Below are 23,721 nucleotides of genomic sequence, written 5' to 3' on the forward strand. Positions count from 1 at the left end.
TTGTTGTTTATTAAAGGTAATTTTCTATAAGACCTCTGACCTGTAAACTGATTACGCGGGGTGGAAAAGCCGAATAACGTGGTATCCTATACAGGTCTTTCATTATCTAGGTACCACTCTTATGGCATGGCTGCATAAACTGCTGCTGACAATGATATCTGTTCCGCTAAAATGGCTGGTTAAAGTTAATAGCATTCCTACAGATATAGCGACCGAACTTGGGATCGATACCACCAAACCCATTATTTATCTATTGCGCACACACTCGGTCACTGATCAATTTGCTTTAAAAATGTCTACCAATTCCCTAGGCTTGCCTAAGCCCTCCGAGCCGGTGCAAATCGGTGGTAAGGAATTACCCGCATGTTTGTTTTTACAACAACCACGTTCTTTGCTTACTCGAAAAGTGAAGATCACCAAAATTGCAGATGATGTTACTCGTCTGTTCCAGATCCACAGAGAGCACCCAGAGTTAGACTTGCAAATCGTCCCGGTTTCCATTTTTTGGGGCAGAGCACCCGGCCGAAAGCTATCCGGCTGGTCAGATATTATCGCCAACCAGGTATCTCCAAACTGGTTACGTAAGTTTTTTATTGTGCTGTTTTTAGGTAGAGATAACTTCGTTTGTTACAGCAAGGCTGTATCCTCTCGTACCATGGCAGATTTAAAAGGCAGTGATGAAGAAATAGGCCACAAGCTTATCCGCTTAGCGGGCACGCACTTTCATCGTCGCCGCCAAAATCTCATAGGCCCAATGTTACTCGAACGACAAGAATTATATAACGCAGTATTGGGCGCAGACTCTGTTCGCCAAGCAGTTAGCGACGAAGCGCGCAGCAAGAAGCAGTCAAATCACCAGATACAAGCCAAAGCGAAGAAATATGTCGATGAAATTGCCGCAGATTATCGCGAAGGGTTAGTAAGAATTGGCGACCGCTTACTCACAAAAATATGGAACAAAGTGTACAACGGCATTGAAGTAAAACATGCCGATAAAGTCAGGGCGTTAGCGCAAAATGGCCACGAAATTATCTACGTGCCGTGCCATAGAAGCCACATGGACTACCTCCTTTTAACTTATGTCATCTATCACGAAGGTTTAGTGACACCGCATATTGCTGCGGGTATCAATCTCAACTTTTGGCCGATTGGCGGAATTTTACGAAAATGTGGCGCATTCTTCTTACGTCGCAGCTTCGCCGGCAACAAGCTGTATACCGCGGTATTCAGAGAGTATTTAGAGCTACTTTTCAACAAAGGCTATTCCGTGAAGTATTATCCTGAAGGAGGCCGAAGTCGAACAGGTCGCTTACTACCGCCTAAAACGGGTATGTTGGCCATGACCCTTCAGGGACTGATTAAAGGCATTAACCGCCCCGTCAGTATTGTACCTGTATACATTGGCTACGAGCACGTAATGGAAGTCTCAAGCTATTTGAAAGAGCTCAAAGGCACAGACAAAAAGAAAGAATCTTTTTTTCAGGTGTTCTCCGCGGTACGTAAGCTGAAAAACTACGGAAACGGATTTTTAAATTTCGGTGATCCAATTAATTTAAGCAACTTTCTTGATAGCGAAGTGCCAGATTGGCGTGAAGCACAAAATTTAGAACCCGATAAAAAACCGCGCTGGTTAACCCCTGCCGTGAATACCTTAGCCAATGATGTTATGGGCCGAATCAACCAAGCGGCCGCTGTCAGCGGTATGTCACTGTGCGCCATGTGCTTACTTTCCGCTAAGAAACATGCAATGGCACAGGATGAACTCGAACGCGCCATTGACGACTACCTAGACTTGTTAAAGGCCGCGCCTTACAGTGACTTATCTAGCATCCCTGAGCTTGATGGCAAAGCATTGGTAGAAAATACGTTAAAGCTAAATAAGCTGGAAGTATCCCAAGACAGTTTTGGCACTATCATCTCCCTAAAACGCAAAAATGCGGTGGCATTGACCTATTATCGCAATAATATTTTGCATTTGTTTGCCCTACCTGGCTTAGTCAGCGCCATTGTATTTGCCCATAAAGGCTTGGCAAGGCCGCAAGTCATCTCCCTCGTTGGCCAGCTATATCCTTTGCTGCAGCGCGAGCTATTTATTTATATGAGCCACGAAGAAGCAATGAATTATACAGATCGCTTACTTAGCACGATGATCGATATGGGTTTACTGCGTGCTGAAGATGACACACTGTGCCCGCCCGCTGCCACTAGCAAAGCGTTTTATTCATTCTGGTTGCTGAATCGAAGCATTCAAGAAACCCTGCAACGTTATGCTGCCGTGCTGACCATTCTTAAGAAGGAACAAACCATTGGCCGTGGTCGCTTAGAAAAACAGAGTCGAGAATTTGCAGAGCGTTTAGCGGCGTTACATGGCATTAATTCACCAGAGTTTTTCGACAAAAATGTACTATCTACTTTCATTCACGCCTTGAAAGATAACGAATTAATCAACGCATCTAGCGAAGGGCAGTTGCAGCATTCAGATACCAGCGAAGCACTGCTAGCAAGTGTGGAGGAATTAATTTCGCCTGAGATCACTCAACGACTTCAGCAAATTTAAATCGTGTATACGCTAATGAGTGAATATTGAGCACATAAAAAATGCGCTAGGTGATTAACCGAGCGCATTTTTTTAACCGATAACCGCAAATTATTAGCTGAAAATACCGTTCACGTCTGATAAGAAAAACTTATAGGCGGGATTTTCGGTTTCTTCAGAGTATTGGTAGCCGAGTTGACCTAAGTGTTGCTCAAAATCAGCACGTTCGTTATCAGGGAAATCAAACCCCGCTAGCACTAAACCTTCCGCAGCACCATGGTTACGGTAATGAAACAAAGTAATGTTCCAGCGTTCGCCCAAGGTTTTTAAGAAGGTCATTAGGGCTCCTGGCTGTTCAGGAAACTCAAATGAGAACAAGTGCTCATGAAGCAGAGCAGGGGGGCGACCACCTACCATGTAGCGCACATGCAGTTTTGCCATTTCATTGTCTGACATGTCCAGACAAGGGTAGTCATTTGCACTCAAAGTGGCCATCAACTCAGCAAACTCTTCTTGGCCCCTTCGCAACTTCACACCCACAAAAATATGCGCTTCTTTTTCACTTGAAAAACGATAGTTGAACTCAGTGATGGTTTTACCACCTAGCAGTTCGCAGAAGTGCTTAAACGCGCCTTTTTTCTCAGGGATTTTAACGGCAAATACGGCTTCTTTTTGCTCACCTAATTCACAGCGTTCAGACACATAACGCAAAGTGTGAAAATTAATATTAGCGCCACATAACACGCCACCAAAGACTTTACCCTTAACGTCATTTAGCCTAGCGTATTTACGCATGGCTGCAACAGACAATGCGCCTGCTGGCTCAGCAATCACGCGGGTATCATCGAAAATATCTTTGATTGCCGTGCATAACTCATCATTGTTAACGGTAATGACTTCATCTACATATTGCTGACACAAGCGAAATGTTTCAGTACCTATGGTTTTCACTGCTACACCGTCTGCAAAAATCCCTACAAAGGGCAAAGGAGTAGGCTCACCAGCCTTTAAAGCCGCTTGTAAACAAGCAGATTCGCTGGACTCTACAGCGACAATTTTGATACTGGGCTTGAGCTGCTTCAAATACACACTCATGCCAGCGGCTAAACCGCCGCCGCCCACTGCGATAAAAACGATATCCAGATTCGGGTTTTGCTCAAGCATTTCCTTGGCAATGGTCCCTTGCCCGGCAATAACGTCTGGGTCGTCAAATGGCGGGATCATGGTATACCCATGCAGCGCAGCCAAACGTTTAGACTCTTCACTGGCTTGGTCGAAGCTAGTACCATGAAGCACTACATTGACGTTAGCACCTCCGAAGTTGCGCACCGCGTCCACCTTAATGTCAGGGGTGGTTTCTGGCATCACAATAGTGGCCTGAATATTCTTGCGAGAGGCGCAATAAGCAATACCTTGGGCGTGGTTGCCCGCTGATGCGGTAATGATCCCCGCGTTTAGCGCTTCATCATCTAAGTGACTGATCTTATTATATGCACCACGCAATTTGAACGACTTAACCGGTTGCTGATCTTCTCGCTTGAGCCATACATCATTCCCTAAAACAGCGGAGAATTTGTCTAGATGGACAAACTCGCTGTTTACCGCCACGTCATACACTGGCGACATTAAAACCTTTTTTAAATATTCTTGGGCACTGGTGGTCATTAGTCTTCCAATTTGCTTGCGTCGCGCACAGCACCTTTATCCGCACTTGTTGCCAATAAGGCGTATGCCTTAAGCGCGAGTGACACTTTACGCTCACGGCTGACTGGCTTCCAAGGATTAGCGCTCTGCTCCATTTTTTCTCGTCTGGCTTGAAGCACTTCATCACTAATATCAACACCAATTTTACGCTGGGGGATATCGATGGTCATGCTGTCGCCTTCTTCCACTAAACCGATACCACCGCCGCTAGCGGCTTCTGGCGAGCAATGGCCAATCGATAAACCAGACGTACCGCCTGAGAAGCGGCCATCTGTGATAAGAGCGCATTTTTTGCCTAATCCTTTGGCTTTCAAGTAAGTCGTGGGGTACAGCATTTCTTGCATTCCCGGTCCACCTTTAGGGCCTTCGTAACGGATAACAACTATATCACCAGCAATCACTTCGTCGGCTAAAATAGCTTTCACTGCGTCATCTTGGCTTTCGTAAATACGTGCGCGACCAGTAAATACGTGAATGGACTCATCCACACCGGCTGTTTTTACAATACAACCGTCTTGCGCAATATTGCCGAACAACACGGCCAAGCCACCTTCTTCACTAAATGCATTTGCGCGGCTACGAATACAGCCGTTTTCACGGTCGGTATCGGCGGTAGGGTAACGGCAATCTTGGCTAAATGCTTTCGTGGTTCGGATGCCAGCAGGGCCTGCACGGAAAAACTCGAGGGCATGGGCGTTTTCAGGTTGGGTAATATCCCACTCACTTATGACTTCACCAATAGATTTTCCTAACACATGTGGAGTGTCTTCGTGCAACAAACCGGCGCGATTCAACTCGGCTAATATGCCAAGCACACCACCCGCACGATGCACATCTTCCATGTGGTATTGAGGGGTAGAAGGCGCAACCTTGCATAGGTGCGGTACGTTGCGAGATAAGCGATCAATGTCATCCAAGGTAAAAGGCACTTCACCTTCCACCGCTGCCGCCAATAAATGCAAAATAGTATTGGTTGAACCGCCCATGGCGATATCAAGACTCATGGCATTTTCAAATGCTTTAAAGTTGGCAATGTTACGCGGTAAAACTGATTCATCGTCTTGCTGATAATAACGGCGACACAACTCAACAATTTGCGTACCCGCTTGTTTGAACAAACCTTCGCGGTCAGCGTGCGTCGCAAGCATTGAACCATTACCTGGTAATGACAAACCAAGCGCTTCCGTTAAGCAGTTCATTGAGTTGGCAGTAAACATACCTGAGCACGAGCCACATGTAGGGCACGCAGAACGCTCAATTTCACCACTTTGCTCGTCGTTCACGTTGTCATCAACACCCGCGACCATGGCATCCACCAAATCCAATTTAATGATTTGATCTGAAAGCTTGGTTTTGCCCGCTTCCATCGGGCCACCAGAAACAAAGATAACCGGAATATTTAGACGCATTGACGCCATTAACATGCCAGGGGTGATTTTGTCGCAGTTAGAAATACAAACAATCGCATCGGCGCAATGCGCGTTAACCATATACTCAACCGAGTCAGCAATGATTTCGCGAGAAGGTAAGCTGTAAAGCATGCCGCTGTGACCCATAGCAATACCGTCATCTACCGCAATCGTATTGAACTCTTTTGCCACTCCACCAGCCGCTTCAATGCTACGCGCCACCAACTGCCCCATATCTTTTAGGTGCACGTGACCCGGTACAAACTGAGTAAATGAGTTAGACACCGCGATAATCGGCTTGCCGAAATCCCCATCTTTCATACCAGTCGCACGCCAAAGCGCGCGAGCGCCGGCCATATTTCTACCTTGGGTTGTGGTTGCTGAACGTAACTTTGGCATTGTCTCTTCTCTCTAACTTAAATAGTGCATTAATAGTGTAAAAATCCGTCGAGGTCGCAGGTGAAACGGTATGCGCGAAAAACCTCGTCCGGTTGTCGAAATTGATATCTCGGAAAATGTTGCCGCTAAAAGCAAAAAACCCCCCGAACTTTCGTGCGGGGGGTTAAAATTGTCTGACGTTAATTCAGATCTATCCCCGCGGAGAACATGTCTCCACCACTGTCACCAAAATAATTACTTTGCTGCACGAGTCGGAATAGAACATTAGATAAATTTCTAATTTAAATTTGGTATATCGTCACTGCCTATATTGGTAACACGAACCCCCACAACGGATCAAGCAATGCTATAGGCTTTTTTTGTGTCCTTTATACACAAACGCTGAGTTTGGCTATTTAGAATTTGTCATTTATCGGTATCATTCAGCCTCAAATAGCAGTGAGAAAAATATGAGTACCTGGTTACATTGGATTGATTTAATGGGCGTGGCTGTTTTTGCCGTCTCTGGCACATTAATGGCTTATAAAAAGCATATGGATGGCTTTGGCGTCGTCGTTTTAGCCTCAGTGACGGCAATTGGTGGCGGCACTCTGCGTGATATTATTTTAGATCTGCCTGTGTTTTGGGTGCAAGATCATAGCTTCTTCTTTGCTATTCTAGGCGCCGCGCTTTGTACCATCATATGGCTACGTATTAGCCATCGCTTCCCCCTGCGATATTTGCAAGTTGCCGACGCCATAGGGTTAGCCTTTTTCAACGTCATGGGCTTACAAAAAGCCCTTAGCTACGGCGCATCCCCTTTTATCGCGATAGCCCTTGGTACCATGACCGCTGTGTTTGGTGGCTTAATTCGTGATGTGATTTGTCGCGAAATTCCATTAGTCTTGAAAGGCGATTTGTATGCAACGGCATGTATCATTGGCGGCGCCACGTACATTGCGGGATCTTATCTCGGCTTATCCACTTATAGCTGCATGATCATGGGCTTTGCGGTAACACTGACCACCCGTTTAGCCGCCATGAAATGGCACTGGCATTTACCTGTATTCAACCCGGAACACATGGAATGAAGCCTTAAACCGCTTTGTTCGTTATGCTAAGTGGCGCTAACCTGCTCACTTGACTAGCCTTATGGCATTCGAGTTTGACGTGCAAAAGGCCTTGCTTATGTCATTAGCGGTAGTATTTTCAAGAGCGAGTGTCGGCATTGATGCGCCGCTTATCACTGTAGAAGTGCACTTAGCCAACGGGCTGCCTTGTTTTAACTTAGTTGGGTTGCCTGAAGCATCGGTGCGCGAAGCCAAAGATCGCGTGCGTAGCGCCCTGATAAATTCAGGCTTTGAATTTCCTGCTCGTCGTATAACCGTTAACTTAGCCCCCGCAGACTTACCGAAAGAAGGCGGTCGATTCGATCTTGCCATCGCTATCGGTATTATCGCTGCTAGTAATCAACTAAAAGGCGCAAGCCTTGAGGGCATTGAGTTAGTAGGGGAACTTGCACTTTCCGGTGAAATACGCCCCATCAAAGGCGCGCTGCCTTTTACTTATGCATGTTTTAAGGAGGGTCGTACCGCTATATTACCCGCTAAAAATGCGAATGAAGCTGCTCTTATCAGCGGAGCGAAGATAGTCCCTGCATATCAATTACTTGATGTGTTTCACCATTTAGGCAAGCAAAAAACTCTCCCCTTATTTACATCTGACAACATCTTGCAAGAAGCCGAATATAACGTGGATTTACAAGATGTGGTCGGGCAAAGTTCAGCAAAACGTGCCCTAGAAATAGCGGCAGTCGGCGGACACAACTTGTTATTCACTGGCCCACCAGGCACAGGTAAAACGATGTTGGCCAGTCGTTTGATCACTATTTTACCGCCCATGACCGATGAAGAAGCCCTCGCCAGCGCCGCCATTCATTCGATCGTAGGTAAACCGGTTAACCCACAAACGTGGAAACAGCGCGCTTTTCGCCATCCCCACCACACGAGTTCGGCCGTTGCGTTAGTCGGTGGTGGCAGTGTGCCAAGGCCCGGGGAAATATCACTCGCTCATCACGGCGTGTTGTTTTTAGATGAATTACCAGAATTTGATCGCAAAGTGCTTGATGTACTTCGAGAGCCGCTAGAGTCAGGCTCGGTGTCTATTTCACGTGCCGCCAGACAAGCGCAGTTTCCGGCTCAGTTTCAGTTAGTCGCAGCGATGAACCCGAGCCCAACGGGCAGCCTTAATGACGGGCGCTGCACTGCTGACCAAATATTGCGTTATTTAAATCGTATTTCAGGACCTTTTTTGGACCGTATCGATTTACAAGTTGATGTGCCTAAGCTCAACGGCAATGAGTTCTCTGAGCAAGTTAAGACGCGAGGATGTAGCAGTAAAGAAACCAGAGAGCGAGTCGTATTTGCGCGTAATATTGCCCTTTCGCGCAGCAACAAACCCAACACTATGCTTGGTAGCAAAGAGGTGCAAGAGTACTGTCAGCTTTCAAGTAACGATCAACGTTTTTTGCAAGTTGCCGTTGAAAAATTAGGCTTGTCACTGCGTACCTACCATAGAGTATTAAAGGTATCTCGCACTATCGCAGACCTTGCTAATCAGCCTAACATAACCCGCCAACATCTGGCCGAAGCCCTTAATTACCGAGCCTTTGATCGTATGTTGGCGCAGCTTGCTTACAATTAAATTTTCACTTTATGTGAGTGTTTCTTGTGAATTAAAAATCTTTCAGGTTATGCTTTCTTAACCGAGGCTATTAACAGTCCTTAATCTACCCACTCCATTAAATAATTAGCCACCTAGCAATAATTTATTGGAATTGGTATTAGCTAAAAAATCACCTGGCGCATCAAGGCTCACATTGCATTCATTTTCATTTCGCAAATACACCAGAAGGCTCCACTTGTGGTTGGGCTTAAGTCTCGGCGTATTACTGACAATAATATGCCTCTCAGGGGCGGTGTTAGTATTTTATGTTGAGATAGATACTTGGCTACACCCAGAACTCGAACGTTCGCAACTGGCCACAGATAGCAGTTGGGACAGCGCATTACATACACTCAATAAAACGTATCCGAATAAAAAAGGCCCTTGGCGAATTGAGGTGAGTGACAGCAAAAGCGCAATATCAGCTCGTTATTACAACCCCGTAGAGACTCGTAGTGAAGGGTTTGCCCCCCTAATGGTGTGGTTAAGCAGTGACGGCCTATCAGTGCTTCGCGAAGACTATTGGGGGCACTATTTGGCCACTTGGCTATACAATTTACACTACACGTTGCTCTTTGGTGAAATAGGCACTTTCGTCATAGGCTACATAGGTCTAGCGACATTATTCTTGCTAGTGAGCGGATTAGTTTCATGGTGGCCGAAGCAAGGCCAGTGGCATAGGGCGTTTACATTTAAACGACGCCGCTCACGTATCGGTTTGCTTTACGATTGGCACAAAATACTGGGACTCGCGAGTGTCGTTCCCTTGTTACTGCTTGTTGCCACTGGCGTGATGCTATCCCTGCCACAAGAAACAAATAAGGTCCTGGGGCTGCTGTTTTCGCCAGTGCAAACAGCCTCTAAACTAAGCGGTGTTGCGAATACGACAATACAGCATACTGTGCCGATTTCTGATGCAATTAATGCAGCGAGACAGGCAAACATTGCTCAAAATGGCGCTGACCTACAGCAATCACGTCTGGCATGGATCCAAACCCCCGACAACAATTTAAGTGCTCAACAATTCTATACGTTTCGCTTCCAAATACCTGAAGATCCATCTCATCGCTTCCCCAATACATTTGTATACGTGGATGCCCACTCAGGGCAGATCATTAGTACATATTCTGCGTGGAAGCATGGCCCTGCAAATAGCATAAAAGGTTGGTTGCATGCTTTGCACAACGGCAGTGTAGGGGGCTTAGCACTTCGGATTTTGTGGGTAATTTGTGGCTCAATTGTATTCGCTTTATTTAGCTTAGGCTTCACTCGCTGGCGATTGCGCACGAGCAAAAAAGGGTCTTCAACTTTGAAAACGCAATCCCTTCGTTAGCAGTTAAATAGCGCCTGAATAGCAGGCTCACTTTGCCGCTTACTGATGCAACACAAACCAATTTGGTAAGGCTCAATGTCATCCAACCGAATACGGTTTACACGCTGACTTATGGTGGAATTGTCTAACACTATTTCAGGCACAATGCCCAAGCCGCAACCCAGCGCTACCATGCTTACAATCGCTTCATTACCCGCTACCGTTGCGTACACTCGCGGTCGAATACCTTGCTCAGCAAACCAGTGGTGCACAATTCGTTTTGATGGTCCCGAGTCAGGCAGAATGACAGAATGTTCGCGCCAATCCACTTGGCTCAAACGGGTTAGCTGGGTTTCTTTGGGTGCGATAAGCAGTAAAGGCACCTCGCCAAGGGGTAAGAACGTCAAGTCAGGAGGGAAGTCAGGGGTATGAATGGCAATGGCTGCATCCACTTCTTGTTTCATCACCTTACTAGCAGATAGAGCTGGGTCGCCGGTGTTTAACTTTATCTCTACTTGGGGATATTGATGACGAAAGCTATCAAGTAATTTTGGCAAATGGCTTTGACTGGCCGTCACTGAACAAAACAAACTTAATTCGCCTTGAATTTGCTCGTGATCTTGTTGCAGCTCCCATTTGACTTTCTTCCATTCAGACAAGGTTTGCTGTGAAAAGCGCAATAGTTTTGCTCCAGCGGCGGTGAGCTTTACTTTTCGATTGTCCCGCACAAACAGTGGTGTGCCACAGTCATCTTCAAGGCGTTGAATGACACGACTAAGGGTAGAGGGACTGACAAACAACGCTTCAGCAGTTTTGCTGAAGTGCAAGCTACTGGCTAAATGTTGGAATAATTCCAAGCTTCGAATGTCCATCTTACTCCTTCACAAAAACGTTATTGCAGAATATGAAATATTAAGTTGCAAATATATCATTTTATTCAATAGATGAAATACCCTATTCTCTCAATCACACGAGATCGTCACTGACTTGTTGCACTTACTAGGATTTATAAAAAAATGGCAAATTATTTCAATACATTATCTTTACGTCAGCAACTTGACCAAATTGGTCGTTGCCGATTCATGCAGCGCAGCGAATTTTCAGAAGGCTGTAATTTCCTTAAAGGCAAAAAAATAGTCATCGTAGGTTGTGGCGCTCAAGGTTTAAACCAAGGCCTTAACATGCGAGATTCTGGTTTGGATGTTGCTTATGCGCTTCGTCAAGCCGCTATCGATGAAAAACGCGATTCATTCCAACGTGCAAGCGGTAATGGTTTTACTGTTGGTACGTACAAAGAGCTTATTCCAAGTGCTGATTTGGTTTACAACCTAACGCCTGATAAACAGCATTCAAGCGTAGTTGAAGCTATTATGCCTCTTATGAAAGAAGGTGCTTCATTAGGTTACTCTCACGGTTTTAACATCGTTGAAGAAGGCCAACAAATTCGTTCAGACATCACAGTCGTGATGTGTGCACCAAAATGCCCAGGCACTGAAGTACGTGAAGAATACAAGCGTGGATTCGGTGTTCCGACATTAATTGCGGTTCACCCTGAAAACGATCCTCAGCAACAAGGTTGGGATATCGCTAAAGCACTCGCAAGCGCAACAGGCGGCGATCGTGCAGGCGTACTTGAGTCTTCATTCGTAGCCGAAGTTAAGTCTGACTTAATGGGCGAGCAAACGATCCTTTGTGGTATGCAACAAGCTGCGGCCGTTCTTGGTTACGAGAAAATGGTGGCTGACGGCATCGACCCCGCTTATGCCGGAGCGTTGATTCAGTTTGGCCTAGAAGCCATCACCGAAGCACTTAAAATCGGTGGCGTGACCAACATGATGGATCGCCTATCGAACCCAGCTAAAATCAAGGCATTTGATTTATCTGAGCAACTTAAAGACATGTTAAAGCCACTATTTGGTAAGCATCAGGACGATATCATCAGCGGTGAATTTTCGCGTACTATGATGGAAGATTGGGCCAATGGTGACGCTAACTTATTGAAGTGGCGTGAAGAAACAGGCCAAACAGGTTTTGAAAATGCGCCTGAATACAATGGTAAAATCGATGAGCAAGAATTCTTCGATAACGGTGTATTCATTGTGGCCATGATCAAAGCGGGTGTTGAGTTAGCATTCGACGTTATGGTTGAAGCGGGCATTTTACCTGAGTCTGCTTACTACGAGTCATTGCATGAAACGCCGCTCATTTCTAACACGATCGCCCGTAAGCGCTTGTACGAAATGAATGTAGTTATCTCTGATACTGCAGAATATGGCAACTACCTGTTCGCTAACGCGGCCATTCCTTTATTGGCTGATAAATTAATGCCAAGCATTGGTACAGAGTTAATTGGTAAGCCTTTCGCTGCAGCTAGCAATAGCGTTGACAATAAAACACTTGTAGCCGTTAACAAAGCCATTCGTGAGCATGGCGTTGAAAGTGTAGGCGATACACTACGTGGTTACATGACTGACATGAAAGCCATAGTTGAAGCGGTGTAACCCTTCTAGTAACGAATAGTAAATTGAACGATTTCTGTCGTTAGGTGCTGTAAAAAGCCCTCTTTGCCCAGCCAATTTGGCTGGGCTTTTTTATGGGTGATTTTCTAAAACTCACGTTAAAACAAATTCTTAAAAGGGTGGAAATGCAGGATCAAATTCAGTTTATTGCTAGGATCTGTTACTTATGTGCGACCAATTATTTTACCCGACATGACTAGTTGAACTTTCCAAGAAGAGTTTTCAATAACTGATTTTGTCTCAAACTATGTCCCAATCCTTAAATAAAATAAAAAGAGTGTTACCGAATACATACACCCATTCGGGAGCATTTTTATCTTATAAATCAAAGGTCAAAAATTTAACCATGCCAAATGAGTACAACTTTTTAACAATTTCGGCACTTATCGAATAGCACTGTAGCAAAAAAGAAACATTAAACGATGACTTATTGCCGACATCCCTTACATAGCGCGATCAGCAACATGGCCCACGTATTGCTTATAGGATGATCCCGAACTCCCTAAGTATGTACCCACTAACACAACAGGAAATCCAATGAGCGAAAGAATCACTAGAATGACTAAAATGGGCGATTGGGTATTTGAAGTAAAAATGGTTAGAGCACTCAAAGTAGCCAACCATGGCGATCCCTATTCAGCTGTAGCGATGCTTACAGCAAATGGCGAGCAGATGTACATTGATACACAGCTTACCAAAGACAATGAAGAACTTTCTAAGAGCGACTTCTTAACCATTTACAAGTTCTGCGAATCATTAGATATGAAATATGTATCTTATGACCGGATGAAAAACGGGGTTCGTAGCTCAAAAGTAATTGAGATAGAACCGGCTAAAATTCAGCGTCCCGCTATTCGTTTAGTTAAGTAAACCTTCAGAACTACCCACCACTTCAGAAAATCTTAAAATCGTATTATCGACGTATTGCTTTCATTGTTAAGGATAACAATGAGGCACGTTGCATTGCGCCCCACTGCTTTTAACGACTCCCTTCTTTACCATTACTCCCTCAAAACTGACTACGACTTAATTCTTACTCATAGGAATAATTTTCAGCTCTACCCGACGATTTTTCTGACGACCAGCTTGAGTAGCATTATCTGCGATAGGAGTGTACTCGCCCATGCCCAAGGTAGAAACGCGTCTGTTATCAACACCGTTTTGGACTAAATAATTTTTAACGCTGTTTGCTCGTGCCTCAGATAAACGCTGGTTCATGTCATCTGCGCCGGTATTATCAGTATGCCCTTCTACCATCAATGTAGTTTTTTCATACTTGTTTATCACCAAAGCAACATCCTTAAGTACAGGATAAAAGCTACTGTCAACGCTGGCATTTCCAGAACTGAATGTGATGCTGCCAGGCATGTATAGACGTAAAGTATCACCTTCTCTGTACACTTCTACACCGCTGTCGGCAAGCTCCTCACGGAACTCCTCCTCTTGCTTATCCATGTAATTACCAATGGCTGAACCTGCTAGTGCACCTACCGCTGCCCCCCATACATAACGGCTCTTATCGTTGTCACCAGTGCCTTTACCAATTAATGCACCTACGATGGCGCCGATGCCTGCACCCTTTTGTGTATTCGATGCGCCGCCCATAGAATTCGACGCGCAACCACTTAATACTAGGCCCGATAGCGCTACACCAATAACTAGTTTCTTGTACATCTGACACTCCTTATAAAACGTCTTTGACCTAACTTTGCAACTGCACTTCGCAAGGCAAAATTTATAGTGTGAATTATCCAACTTATAGCTGAACGATATATGAATGATTGAGAGAAAGCAGGAACTGTTCCAATGTAACCCCCGCGTATCATCTTTCGCACCTGGGGTTTAAATTGATTGATTGACTGACTATTAGTTGGGTGAAACTAAGTGTTGCTTTGGGGGCGTTCAGCAAACCAGAAAAACAAAGAGGTGATAACCCCGAAAGCTACGAACCCGACGGCGATAGGGGTCATTGTCCTATCTATAAAGCTACCCACAAATACCGCGACAGGAACTGATACCATGCTACTTAACGACCCTATTATCGCTGCCCCAAGGCCCGCGGTATCCCCCAGAGGTTGCATTGCCATAGAGTTGAGGTTTCCAAATAAAATACCAATGCAAAAGAACGCGGCAAATAAGATGCTGACTAAGCCATATAGTGGCGGAAGGCCTTGATATATTAGGCACATTACAAGTAGCAAAGTGGTAAAACCTAACCAACCAAAGACAGCCCAGGTACACAATTTACGCATGCCTAAGCGCATGACTAACGTACCGTTAATAAATGAAGCAAAGCCGATAGAGAAAGCCAGCAAAGCAAAATACAGAGGAAAAAGCTCGCCTGTATCATAAATCACCTGAAAAACGGTTTGAGAGGCACTGATGTACGCCAGAAAACTCCCAAACACGAACCCCATTGCCAAGGTATAAAACATCACCATTTTATTGCCCAAGATATAGCGACTAGAAATTGAGAGTTGCTTCCAGCTAAAGGGAACGCGTTTATCTTTAGGCAATGTTTCGGGCTGGCGACTAAAATACCAAATACCAGTAAGAAGACCGATCACTAAAAAAGATGAGAATATATGCTGCCAAGAAAACCAAAATAAAATAGCTTGGCCAAAGCTGGGCGCGAGCATGGGTACCAAAATAAACACCATCATGATAAAAGACATCACCCGGGCCATCGCTTCGCCTTTATACTGATCTCGTATAACGGCTAAAGCCGCGATCCGAGGTCCAGACACACCAAAAGCTTGTATTACTCGGCCCACTAAGAGCACGGTCAAAGACTCAGCGAACATACACACAACCGTACCCAAACCAAAAATAATCAGCCCGGTAATGATGGTAAAGCGGCGTCCCTTTGCGTCCGACACAGGGCCGAAATATAATTGGCCAAATGCCATGCCAATGAAAAATAGCGAAACGATTAGGTGCGTATCTTGTGGGTCAGTAATCACCAAATCTAAAGCGATTTGATTCAACGCCGGCAACATGGCATCAATGCTTAAAGCCACCAAAGAAGTCATCAACGCCATCAGAGCCACAAATTCAACTAACCCTAGGGCAGGTTTAACCTTAGCATCAGTAGTAAAGCGGGCGTTGGCCATGAGAATTCCTTTGTTAGACTAAATGATAATTCTATCATCGACTGAAGTGTGACTTGAATGTTTTATCTGCTTTGATGGAAAATTAAGGTAAGAAATAGTGAACAAATTCAGAGGGTGTTGACCTTCATTACACATGTTGTGCTGATATATCTGCGCCATAAAACGAAAAATCTAATAAGGAATAATGATGCTTTGCGTGCTAGTACGACCACCTGCTTTTGTCACAATAAACAGACGCCCATAATCCTTCTCTGATAAATCATCTGCCTTACCGCCCATTGCGCGAATTAAGTCTGGTACAGTATTGCTGTGCCCAACCACCAGCACACTGCTTTGTTGTGCAATCCGCTCTATCAATTCCTTGGGATGGCTAGGATCATATGAATTAATCAGTAAACCTTGTTGCTGTGCACTTTGCGTTGCAGTTTGCATGGTGCGCTTATAATTCGTTGAATACACCGAGGTTAATGGCACATAACGAAAATACTCGGCCAATGCGGCTGCCCGCCTATACCCTATGTCAGTTAATGTGGGATCAGCACCGGTTTTCTTTTCAAAATGACGCACAAAATACCAACGCTGTAGTGATTGGCTCTCAACTAGGCCGCTTGCCGCAAAACTTGCATTGACCGTTGCATTTACTGCCATGCTCAGAACCAATGCAATAAATAATGCTAGTCCCAAACGTAGGAATTTGTCTGTTTTGATCATCACGATCCTTGCTTCGCTAAATCTTTAATTCGGCCATTTCTGAGGCTGTATATCCAACTATGAATGCGTATTTTTTGCCCTCGGGTTTGTGCGTCTTTGAAAATATTGCTGCGACGAATATTATTAGCTTGCTCGATGACATTTAGTTCACACAATCTCGCCGAACGCTGCTCGTCTGAAAGTGTTGTTAGCTCTTCTTTATAGACTGTCGCGATATCTTTTATGTGCCCAAGCCAGTTATCAATTAGCCCCAATTGTTGGTCTCGTAGTGCAGCGTCAATCCCACCGCAGCCATAATGGCCACACACAATGACATGCTTTACGTTAAGTACTTCAATTGCGTATTGCAGAACCGACAAACAATTGAAGTCGGTGTGCACCACCAAATTCGCCACATTGCGGTGAACGAAGATATCTCCAGGCACCAAGCCCAAAAGCTGATTAGCTGGCACGCGACTGTCGGAACAGCCAATCCAAAGATACTCAGGCGTTTGACGCTTAGAAAGCTTGTCGAAAAAGTCTGGGTCAGCTTCTTTCATGCCTTGTGACCAAATTTTGTTGTTCTCAAGTAGCTGTTTTATATCGCTCATACACCCTCGCTGAAACGTTTTATCGGTAACTTACCCATAGCGATAGCATTACCCAAAATGACAAACAGTACCCCAAGCACAGAAGCGAAATACCATTGATACCCTTCAAATAGAGTGGAAACAACCAAGGCCACTATAGGGTACACCAGCGCTACATAAGCAGTTTTGTCAGAACCCATTCGCCGAATCAGTTTCATATATGCGCCAAAAGCTATGACTGAGCCGAAAAGCGTTAAGTAGGTCAATGCCGCGTAATACTGCCAATGACTTGGCAATGTCCATGTTGCGCCGCTTAACAGAGCAAAGGTATAAATACCCAAAGCACCATAACTCATTGCCCAAAAATTCATTTGGATAACAGGCGTACCATAATCAAGAATACGCTCCGATATTACATTGCCAAACCCGGCGAATAAAAATGAAGCCAAAGCTAACGCAATTCCTAAAGCGAGTACCGTATCAGCCTGCACCTGAGAAAACTCAGGATAAAAAATAAAGCCCATGCCTAACATGCCAAATGCCGCTCCAATGACCACTTCCATGCGTATCGGCTTTTTAAGGATGACTCTTCGCAAAACCACATTAATGTAAATCATGCCCGAACTCATCAAAGCCACCAGCGCGCTAATAATGTATTGCTGGCTCAAATACAGCAAACTATATTCTAAGCCATACAAGCACAGTCCTGCAGAAGCCATCTTGATATGTAAGTGAAGGGGTAGGCGCAGCGAAAGGCCTTTTATTACGCAGTAACACCCTAAAATAGCGGCAGCTAAAGTAAACCGAATAGCCACAGACAAAACAGGGTTAATTTCACCTAATTGAAAGGTAATTGCGATCCACGTTGTACCCCATATCAAAGCAACTGTTGAAAACAAGATTGAATTTGACAACTAGATCCCCTGAATCAGATAGCGTTATACTGGCTGGCGATTCTAACTTTAAACGGACAATAAGTGGCGCAATATGAAAAAAATAATAATAAGTTTTGCGGTTTTACTATTGGTACTGTGTGGCGTTTTATTTTACCGCGCTAGCAGCTTTTTTGAGAATAAACAGTACGTAGTCGATACGCCTATGATTCCAGTCACTGTTGATGAGCAAGCCGTGTTATCTCGGTTCAGCAAAGCGATTCAAATCCCTACTATTTCCTTTGACGATCGCAGTCAATTTGACCAAGACGCGTTCATTGCCTTTCAAGATTATCTAAAAGAGAATTTCCCACGGGTTAATCAACACGCTGAACTTACAGTCATCAATGATTTCAGTTTGCTTTACCACCTAAAGGGCAGTGACCCAAGCCTGAAACCTGCGCTATTTATGGGCCATATGGATGTAGTACCGGTCGACGAGGCAACAGCAAACCAATGGGAGCAAGCACCATTTAGTGGCAAGGTGGTTGACGGCACCATTTGGGGCCGAGGCACAATAGACGACAAAATCAGTGTGGTAGCCCTGATGGAGTCAATGGAGATGCTGCTTGAACAGAATATTCAGCCTAAACGCAGCATTTACTATGCATTTGGTCACGATGAAGAAGCCGGCGGAAAAGATGGCGCGCGCAAAATTGCTGACTTTCTAGCGACACAAAATGTCGAGTTCGAATTTGTACTAGATGAAGGCGGCGTAGTCACCCAAGATATGCTGCCCGGTGTGACCGAGCCTGTTGCCGTTATTGGTATTGCGGAGAAAGGCTTCGTTAATTTACGTTTGACGGTTAACGCGCCAGGAGGGCATTCTTCACAACCTCCTGAACATACCGCTGCCGGTATTCTCGCCCAAGCTATTGTAAAAGTAGAAGCAGCCCCATTTGCTACAGACATGCGCTTTATTCAAGATACCTTCAAGCACATAGGTTTCGCGACCGATTTAGCCACTCGATTGCCTATGTCTAACTTGTGGCTGTTTTCGCCAGCAGTTGAAAGTATGATGCTAAAAAGCCCCAGTTCAGCTGCGAGTATTCGCACCACTACGGCGGTCACTATGCTCAAAGGCAGCTCTAAGTCGAATATTTTGCCTACTGAAGCACAAGCAGTGGTGAACTTTAGAATTTTACCCGGCGACACCATAGACAGCGTCACGCAACATATCACTCGCGCCATAGACGACCCCAGAGTCAACATTGAGGCCTTTATGACTAATGAAGCATCACCGGTATCGTCCACCGAAAGCTACGGTTATAAATTGATTGAGCAAACTATTCGTCGCTTAGATCAAAACCTGCTTGTCGCGCCGTATTTAGTCCAAGGCGGAACGGATGCCTCTAATTTTTATGGACTATCGGACAATGTATATCGATTTATGATGGTGCGCCTTAACCCGAAAACCATGAAACGTTTTCACGGAGTAAATGAGCAAATTTTGGTTAAAGATTATATCCAAGCGATTCAATTTTATTACGCAATGGTTGAGCAGGCGGCACAAGGCTAACCTGCTTATCCTGTTAAACCATGTGTAATTTAAGACGACTCGTTAGGGTCGTCTTGGCGCAGTTTACCGGCCGCTTGCTCCTCAAGCTTGCGTTTTTCCGCTTCGCTTGTCTCACCCTCTAATCGCTCAGGCTTCGCTCGGCTTGCTTCGTTCACCCGATAGATATTTTCAGCGCTGGATAAATCTTGCTCATTGGTGATCGAAGCAATGGCTTCACGCTTGCGTAAAAACTGGGTAATTTCCCCAACAATGCCTTGTAGCTCTTGATTGTTCTTGTCCATTTGCATGACATAACGTGGCATTTCCAAGTTTTTAGTACCCGTAGTAGCAAAGGTTGATGTCATGACGCGAGAGGTAATGATCCAAGGTGTAATGGAGCTGCGTACCACGACATTTTCAGAGCGGGTTGAATCATGAATAGACATGCCAGTAGAGACCTTACTTTCGGTAAATGTCCCCTCCGTTTTCATCCACATTAGCAGGCTACTGAATTGCATTTCAGACCAAAATAAATGTGTGCCTCTGGCCAAAATAGTCGCCCCTGCAGAGACGGTTAACCAACTAAACAGCAGAACCAGAAATCCGCTTAGCTGCAAGCCAAATGCTTGCAAAATTACGTCAACCCGAGCTTGGCTTAAGCCGTCCATGTTCATTAGCTGCTGAGCCATAAATTGATACAACTGATATCCATCTTGCACAGTAAAAAAGAATAACAAAGCGCCGACAAATATCATGACTTGCGCGGCAACCGTTGCCAGAAGGCGAAACGCTTTAAACTTCTCGCTAAAGGTTAACTGACTGTACTCTGGCTGCGTTTCAATAAGCAATTTTCCCTTAAAACTGCCCTTGCCTTGGCTTTGCTCTTGTAGCTTAGGATCAAATTCTTGATACATGCGATTGGGAATTTCTTTATAGCGACGATTAGCTAAAACGATGTTTTCAATATTGATAAATATTTCGTTCGGATGCACCGACTCTTGTAAATTTTCACGAAATTCACTTACTTCTGTGCTCGGGTTTGCCAGCGCTAAACGCTCACGTATCATGACCCAGGACAAAGCGATAACAGCCAAGACGAGTACGATCAGTAGCAATAAGTTCCACCATGCATCGAACGCTACAACATCGGCTAGTACCTGCTGAACATTCTGAGCTGTGCTGCCATCCAATTGGTTGTAAGCAAAACCGATGGCAATCGGCACCACTATGGCAAACACGAGCAATTTCGCTAGGCTGGCAGCCGTCTTCGCTTGTAACTTGCGCATGTTCGGCGCGGCTAGTGAATGCGATGTGCCTCGCCACTGGGCAATCAAATACACTAGCAACAATACAGATAGAATAGGGGTAATAATGACACCCGCATTACCCACTAAGCCAGATGCCGATACAAAGTAAGCCGCGCCAAATGCGATCAACCCAACGATGGTAGCACACACTAAACCGCCCAACTCCTGTACAAAATTACGGATCGGGTAGGGGCTAAATATTAAGCGAGGCAATAGGGTATGAATAAGGCGCGCAATCCAGCCTTCTGGCTCAGTAAAGGTGGCATTTTTTCGCCCCATTAACATGGATTCTAATTCTTGTGCGTCATAGGCCGTTTGCAAGCGTTCACGCTGGGCGTTTTGCTTTTCACTCGAATTATGATTGTAAGCAAGAGAAGTAGGCACGGAGCGCCCAACAAAATACTTAAACAGTTGAAACAAACCTATACCGGCATGCCGCAAGCCCAAGGTAAGAAGCGCTAAACCCAGTAATGCATTCACCCAAGCCAACACCATGTCTGTCTTTAAGTCTTCTGCCACGCCTAAAAGCGCAATGACCCCAAGTACGACAATCGCCACACCACTGACCGCCTTAGCCAAACCTTCAGGTTTAAATGGGTTACTGATCCCTAAGGTATTGGTACCAAAATCATATGCCATTGCAATACATCCTTTTAAATGTTCGTAGTTTTTGTACTATTTTTCAGAAACTTAAAGACTATTGACTGTCGATACAAGTCTTAGTTTCATTAAGACTAATAAAGACGGGTGCCGGGCGCTAATACGAGAGTCTAATCGCAGCGACAATATAATTGAGACTCAGTTGAAAGAATGAGGTGCTTAATTTGAGATGGTTCACATGAGGTGGGCATAGAACACAACCACCTCGAATATTAGAAATTAAGATGCTTTGCGCGTAGCAAGTAAAGCTGCATATGCGTCTGCAAACCCTTCAAGTGACAAAGGTAAGGTCAGTTGCTTACTTTTTTCTAACGCGAATGCGATTTTTGCGACTTGACCACCACGCATTTCCGCAAACAAAGTTTTATCGATTTTAATCACGCTTTGACATGCCACAGATGTGCACTGAGACAAGGCAACTTGAATAGCGTTGTTATCATCAATCTTAATGCCAACGCCGCTGCTTTTATTCAAATTTGGCGGCATACGCAGCATTAAAACGGGAAAGCTGTTCGACATAGAGAAATTTATGTTGGCACCCAGCAAGACCTTCGTTCCCTCAGGATCCATCGCCACCAACTGACTAACAGAACAATTTCCGTGCTCGCCACACAGTAAACTCCACGAACCAAAATTCTGCTTACTCTGTGCTTGTACCGCACTAGAAATGCTTATGCCAAGAATAAAAAAAGCAAAAATAAAACGCATTACACAACTCCGTTTAGGCAAAAAAAAGAGGAGCCATCGCTCCTCTTTTCAATCGATAAAGTCTTAAGCGCGACGCTTTCTTGCGCGTAAGAATACCAACAAAGATAACGCGAAGATACCAAGCCCAGCAGGTGCAGATACCGCCTGAGGGTCGTCAACAAATTCGGTAATTGCATTTTGGTTCATGTTAATTGTACCAGCTGCATCAAAGGTCAATGCGGTTACAAATGCATTGGGATCCGTTGGATCTACCATTTCTGAAGTCTCAATACCAAGAATACGGAAACGGTCAACCGCGGTGGTGAAGTCAAACGTTACACCTCCAAGCAAATCTTCCCCAGTATCGTACCAATCCATCAAGGCGGCATCCCACAACCAAAGGTCATAAACATCATCGCCAAAACCAGTAGGTAACATAACCGAGGTAATGCTGGGGCCGCTATTGACGATATAGTCATAACCAACCGCTACATCTGGGTCGATAAAAATCGGTGTTTCAGGCTCGATAATAACGAATTCAAAGTTGTAGTCAGTTGGTGTTTCAGGATTAATTACTGGAATAAGCGGGTTTTCAGCGTTGTCACCCGGTAATTCACCGTCACGAATGGCAAATTTCCAAATACCTGCCGTACCTGTGTTGCTGTCAGCTGTATCTAAGTTTACGACTTCACCAGTGCGTGAACCTGGAAGAGTGAAGAAGTTTACGCCATCACCAGCATCATAACCCGCTTGAGCAGGTGTACCACCAAGGCCGTTCTCACCGTCTGAAGCACCGCCAGTAGTCCAGTTAATGTCTTCATAACGGAACTCCACATCGAAGTTGCCAGCACCGGTGTCAGCACGGTCAATTAGGACTAATTGAAAGGTATTCGTTAGCGAGCTATCTGAAGGGTAAAAACCTACACCATCCCAAGTGATAACCATAGTTTCAGCATTAGGCGAGCCAATAAACACGTCACCACAGTCGTCACAGCCTGTGTCTACATCAGCCCAGAAAGGAGCGATCATAGCAATCGTATTTAAATCAGCGGGCATTGGAATATCATCATTTTCGGTTGTGATAAATGCTGGATTAGTTTGCGCTTGAGGCATATCAATACAATCGACACCACAATCGCCACCGCCGTCAAAGTCATCATCTCCAATCAAAGTGTTGGGGAATGGGTCTGGTGTGAACTGACCAACAGCACCATTAAAGCTAATATTGCCGTTATTGTTTACGTAGAAAGAGTTGTGACTACGCCCGAAAAAGTTAACGCCCGAGTCAAAACCTAAGCCTTCATAATCGTTGAAGAAAATTTCACCACTTGATCCATCATCATTTTTTTCTAGTGCTATTTGGCCAAAACCTGACTCACCTGCACCCTCCCAACCTTCCAGTAACACACTTGCGTTTGCCGAGAGAGAAGAAATACTGGTTGCCATAACACCACTGAGGGCAACGGCCTTTACTAACTTCTTGAAATCAAACATTTATTACATCCTTTTGTTTACACCGAAATCATTCAGGGATGCGCGATAGCAATTACTAGACCACAAGGTAAAAAATTATAAAAAACAAATAGTTATCGAAAATAGCGAGAGTTAGTAGATTCGAAATGTAAAATTATTTGACAGTTTTCGTAAAGTGTGAGGTTAATT

Annotated in this window: 18 protein-coding genes; 7 read left to right on the plus strand and 11 right to left on the minus strand. The window is 44.9% G+C overall.

Annotation, left to right across the window (positions count from 1 at the left end; genetic code table 11):
* The first annotated feature begins 121 nt into the window (after positions 1-121).
* Positions 122-2,557, plus strand: a complete 2,436-nt coding sequence (plsB, locus tag AC0L6N_RS19740; protein ID WP_473477088.1) for a glycerol-3-phosphate 1-O-acyltransferase PlsB — start codon at positions 122-124, stop codon at positions 2,555-2,557.
* Between the two features lie 93 nt (positions 2,558-2,650).
* On the opposite strand, the gene ilvA is transcribed toward plsB, so the two are convergent.
* Both ilvA and ilvD read right to left on the minus strand, forming a co-directional pair.
* Positions 2,651-4,201, minus strand: a complete 1,551-nt coding sequence (gene ilvA, locus AC0L6N_RS19745) for a threonine ammonia-lyase, biosynthetic (RefSeq protein WP_473477090.1) — start codon at positions 4,199-4,201, stop codon at positions 2,651-2,653.
* Entirely contained in the window at positions 4,201-6,048 is a 1,848-nt protein-coding gene (gene ilvD / locus AC0L6N_RS19750) for a dihydroxy-acid dehydratase (protein WP_473477092.1), read from the minus strand. The genes ilvA and ilvD overlap by 1 nt, the downstream gene beginning before the upstream one ends.
* A gap of 449 nt (positions 6,049-6,497) precedes the next feature.
* Here ilvD and AC0L6N_RS19755 point away from each other — a divergent pair, with 449 nt between their 5' ends.
* From AC0L6N_RS19755 to AC0L6N_RS19765, 3 genes are all read left to right on the plus strand, one after another.
* Positions 6,498-7,118 carry a trimeric intracellular cation channel family protein gene (locus AC0L6N_RS19755; protein WP_473477094.1) on the plus strand — a complete coding sequence of 207 codons (621 nt, stop codon included), beginning with the start codon at positions 6,498-6,500 and terminating at the stop codon, positions 7,116-7,118.
* 97 nt (positions 7,119-7,215) lie between these two features.
* The gene (locus AC0L6N_RS19760) at positions 7,216-8,730 is read left to right on the plus strand and encodes a YifB family Mg chelatase-like AAA ATPase (RefSeq protein ID WP_473477096.1); all 1,515 of its coding nucleotides are present in this window, start codon (positions 7,216-7,218) and stop codon (positions 8,728-8,730) included.
* 217 nt (positions 8,731-8,947) lie between these two features.
* Positions 8,948-10,084, plus strand: coding sequence for a PepSY-associated TM helix domain-containing protein (locus tag AC0L6N_RS19765; RefSeq protein WP_473477098.1), 1,137 nt, complete (start codon positions 8,948-8,950; stop codon positions 10,082-10,084).
* Here AC0L6N_RS19765 and ilvY read toward each other — a convergent pair.
* Complete coding sequence (gene ilvY, locus AC0L6N_RS19770) at positions 10,081-10,935, minus strand: HTH-type transcriptional activator IlvY (RefSeq protein ID WP_006994967.1); 855 nt, start codon at positions 10,933-10,935, stop codon at positions 10,081-10,083. The two genes, AC0L6N_RS19765 and ilvY, sit on opposite strands and share 4 nt — an antisense overlap.
* A gap of 144 nt (positions 10,936-11,079) precedes the next feature.
* On the opposite strand from ilvY, the gene ilvC reads away from it, so the two are divergent.
* Together ilvC and AC0L6N_RS19780 are read left to right on the plus strand one after the other, a co-directional pair.
* On the plus strand, positions 11,080-12,564 hold the full coding sequence (gene ilvC / locus AC0L6N_RS19775) for a ketol-acid reductoisomerase (RefSeq protein WP_473477101.1): 1,485 nt from the start codon (positions 11,080-11,082) through the stop codon (positions 12,562-12,564).
* 555 nt (positions 12,565-13,119) lie between these two features.
* Positions 13,120-13,452 carry a hypothetical protein gene (locus tag AC0L6N_RS19780; protein WP_011576940.1) on the plus strand — a complete coding sequence of 111 codons (333 nt, stop codon included), beginning with the start codon at positions 13,120-13,122 and terminating at the stop codon, positions 13,450-13,452.
* Between the two features lie 156 nt (positions 13,453-13,608).
* On the opposite strand, the gene AC0L6N_RS19785 is transcribed toward AC0L6N_RS19780, so the two are convergent.
* The 5 genes from AC0L6N_RS19785 to AC0L6N_RS19805 form a co-directional block, all read right to left on the minus strand.
* Positions 13,609-14,256 (minus strand): YiaD family glycine zipper/OmpA-like lipoprotein, encoded by a 648-nt coding sequence (locus AC0L6N_RS19785; RefSeq protein ID WP_006994964.1) that lies wholly within the window; start codon positions 14,254-14,256, stop codon positions 13,609-13,611.
* A gap of 206 nt (positions 14,257-14,462) precedes the next feature.
* Positions 14,463-15,695 (minus strand): multidrug effflux MFS transporter, encoded by a 1,233-nt coding sequence (locus AC0L6N_RS19790; protein ID WP_473477103.1) that lies wholly within the window; start codon positions 15,693-15,695, stop codon positions 14,463-14,465.
* 171 nt (positions 15,696-15,866) lie between these two features.
* On the minus strand, positions 15,867-16,406 hold the full coding sequence (locus AC0L6N_RS19795) for a histidine phosphatase family protein (protein ID WP_473477105.1): 540 nt from the start codon (positions 16,404-16,406) through the stop codon (positions 15,867-15,869).
* Entirely contained in the window at positions 16,406-16,996 is a 591-nt protein-coding gene (can, locus tag AC0L6N_RS19800) for a carbonate dehydratase (RefSeq protein WP_473477107.1), read from the minus strand. Before can ends, AC0L6N_RS19795 begins: the two co-directional genes overlap by 1 nt.
* Positions 16,993-17,889 (minus strand): DMT family transporter, encoded by an 897-nt coding sequence (locus AC0L6N_RS19805; RefSeq protein ID WP_473477109.1) that lies wholly within the window; start codon positions 17,887-17,889, stop codon positions 16,993-16,995. Before AC0L6N_RS19805 ends, can begins: the two co-directional genes overlap by 4 nt.
* 73 nt (positions 17,890-17,962) lie before the next feature.
* Between AC0L6N_RS19805 and AC0L6N_RS19810 the strand changes: the two genes are divergently transcribed.
* Positions 17,963-19,426: a M20 family peptidase gene (locus AC0L6N_RS19810; protein WP_473477112.1), complete on the plus strand. Its 1,464-nt coding sequence runs from the start codon at positions 17,963-17,965 to the stop codon at positions 19,424-19,426.
* Between the two features lie 29 nt (positions 19,427-19,455).
* Here AC0L6N_RS19810 and AC0L6N_RS19815 read toward each other — a convergent pair whose 3' ends face one another.
* From AC0L6N_RS19815 to AC0L6N_RS19825, 3 genes are all read right to left on the minus strand, one after another.
* Positions 19,456-21,351 carry a hypothetical protein gene (locus AC0L6N_RS19815; protein ID WP_473477114.1) on the minus strand — a complete coding sequence of 632 codons (1,896 nt, stop codon included), beginning with the start codon at positions 21,349-21,351 and terminating at the stop codon, positions 19,456-19,458.
* Between the two features lie 240 nt (positions 21,352-21,591).
* A complete protein-coding gene (locus AC0L6N_RS19820) occupies positions 21,592-22,080 on the minus strand; it encodes an invasion associated locus B family protein (protein WP_473477116.1) in 489 nt (162 codons plus the stop codon).
* 63 nt (positions 22,081-22,143) lie between these two features.
* Positions 22,144-23,553: a nidogen-like domain-containing protein gene (locus AC0L6N_RS19825; protein WP_473477119.1), complete on the minus strand. Its 1,410-nt coding sequence runs from the start codon at positions 23,551-23,553 to the stop codon at positions 22,144-22,146.
* Between the last annotated feature and the right edge of the window lie 168 nt (positions 23,554-23,721).

It is taken from the genome of Paraglaciecola sp. G1-13 (assembly GCF_055809255.1).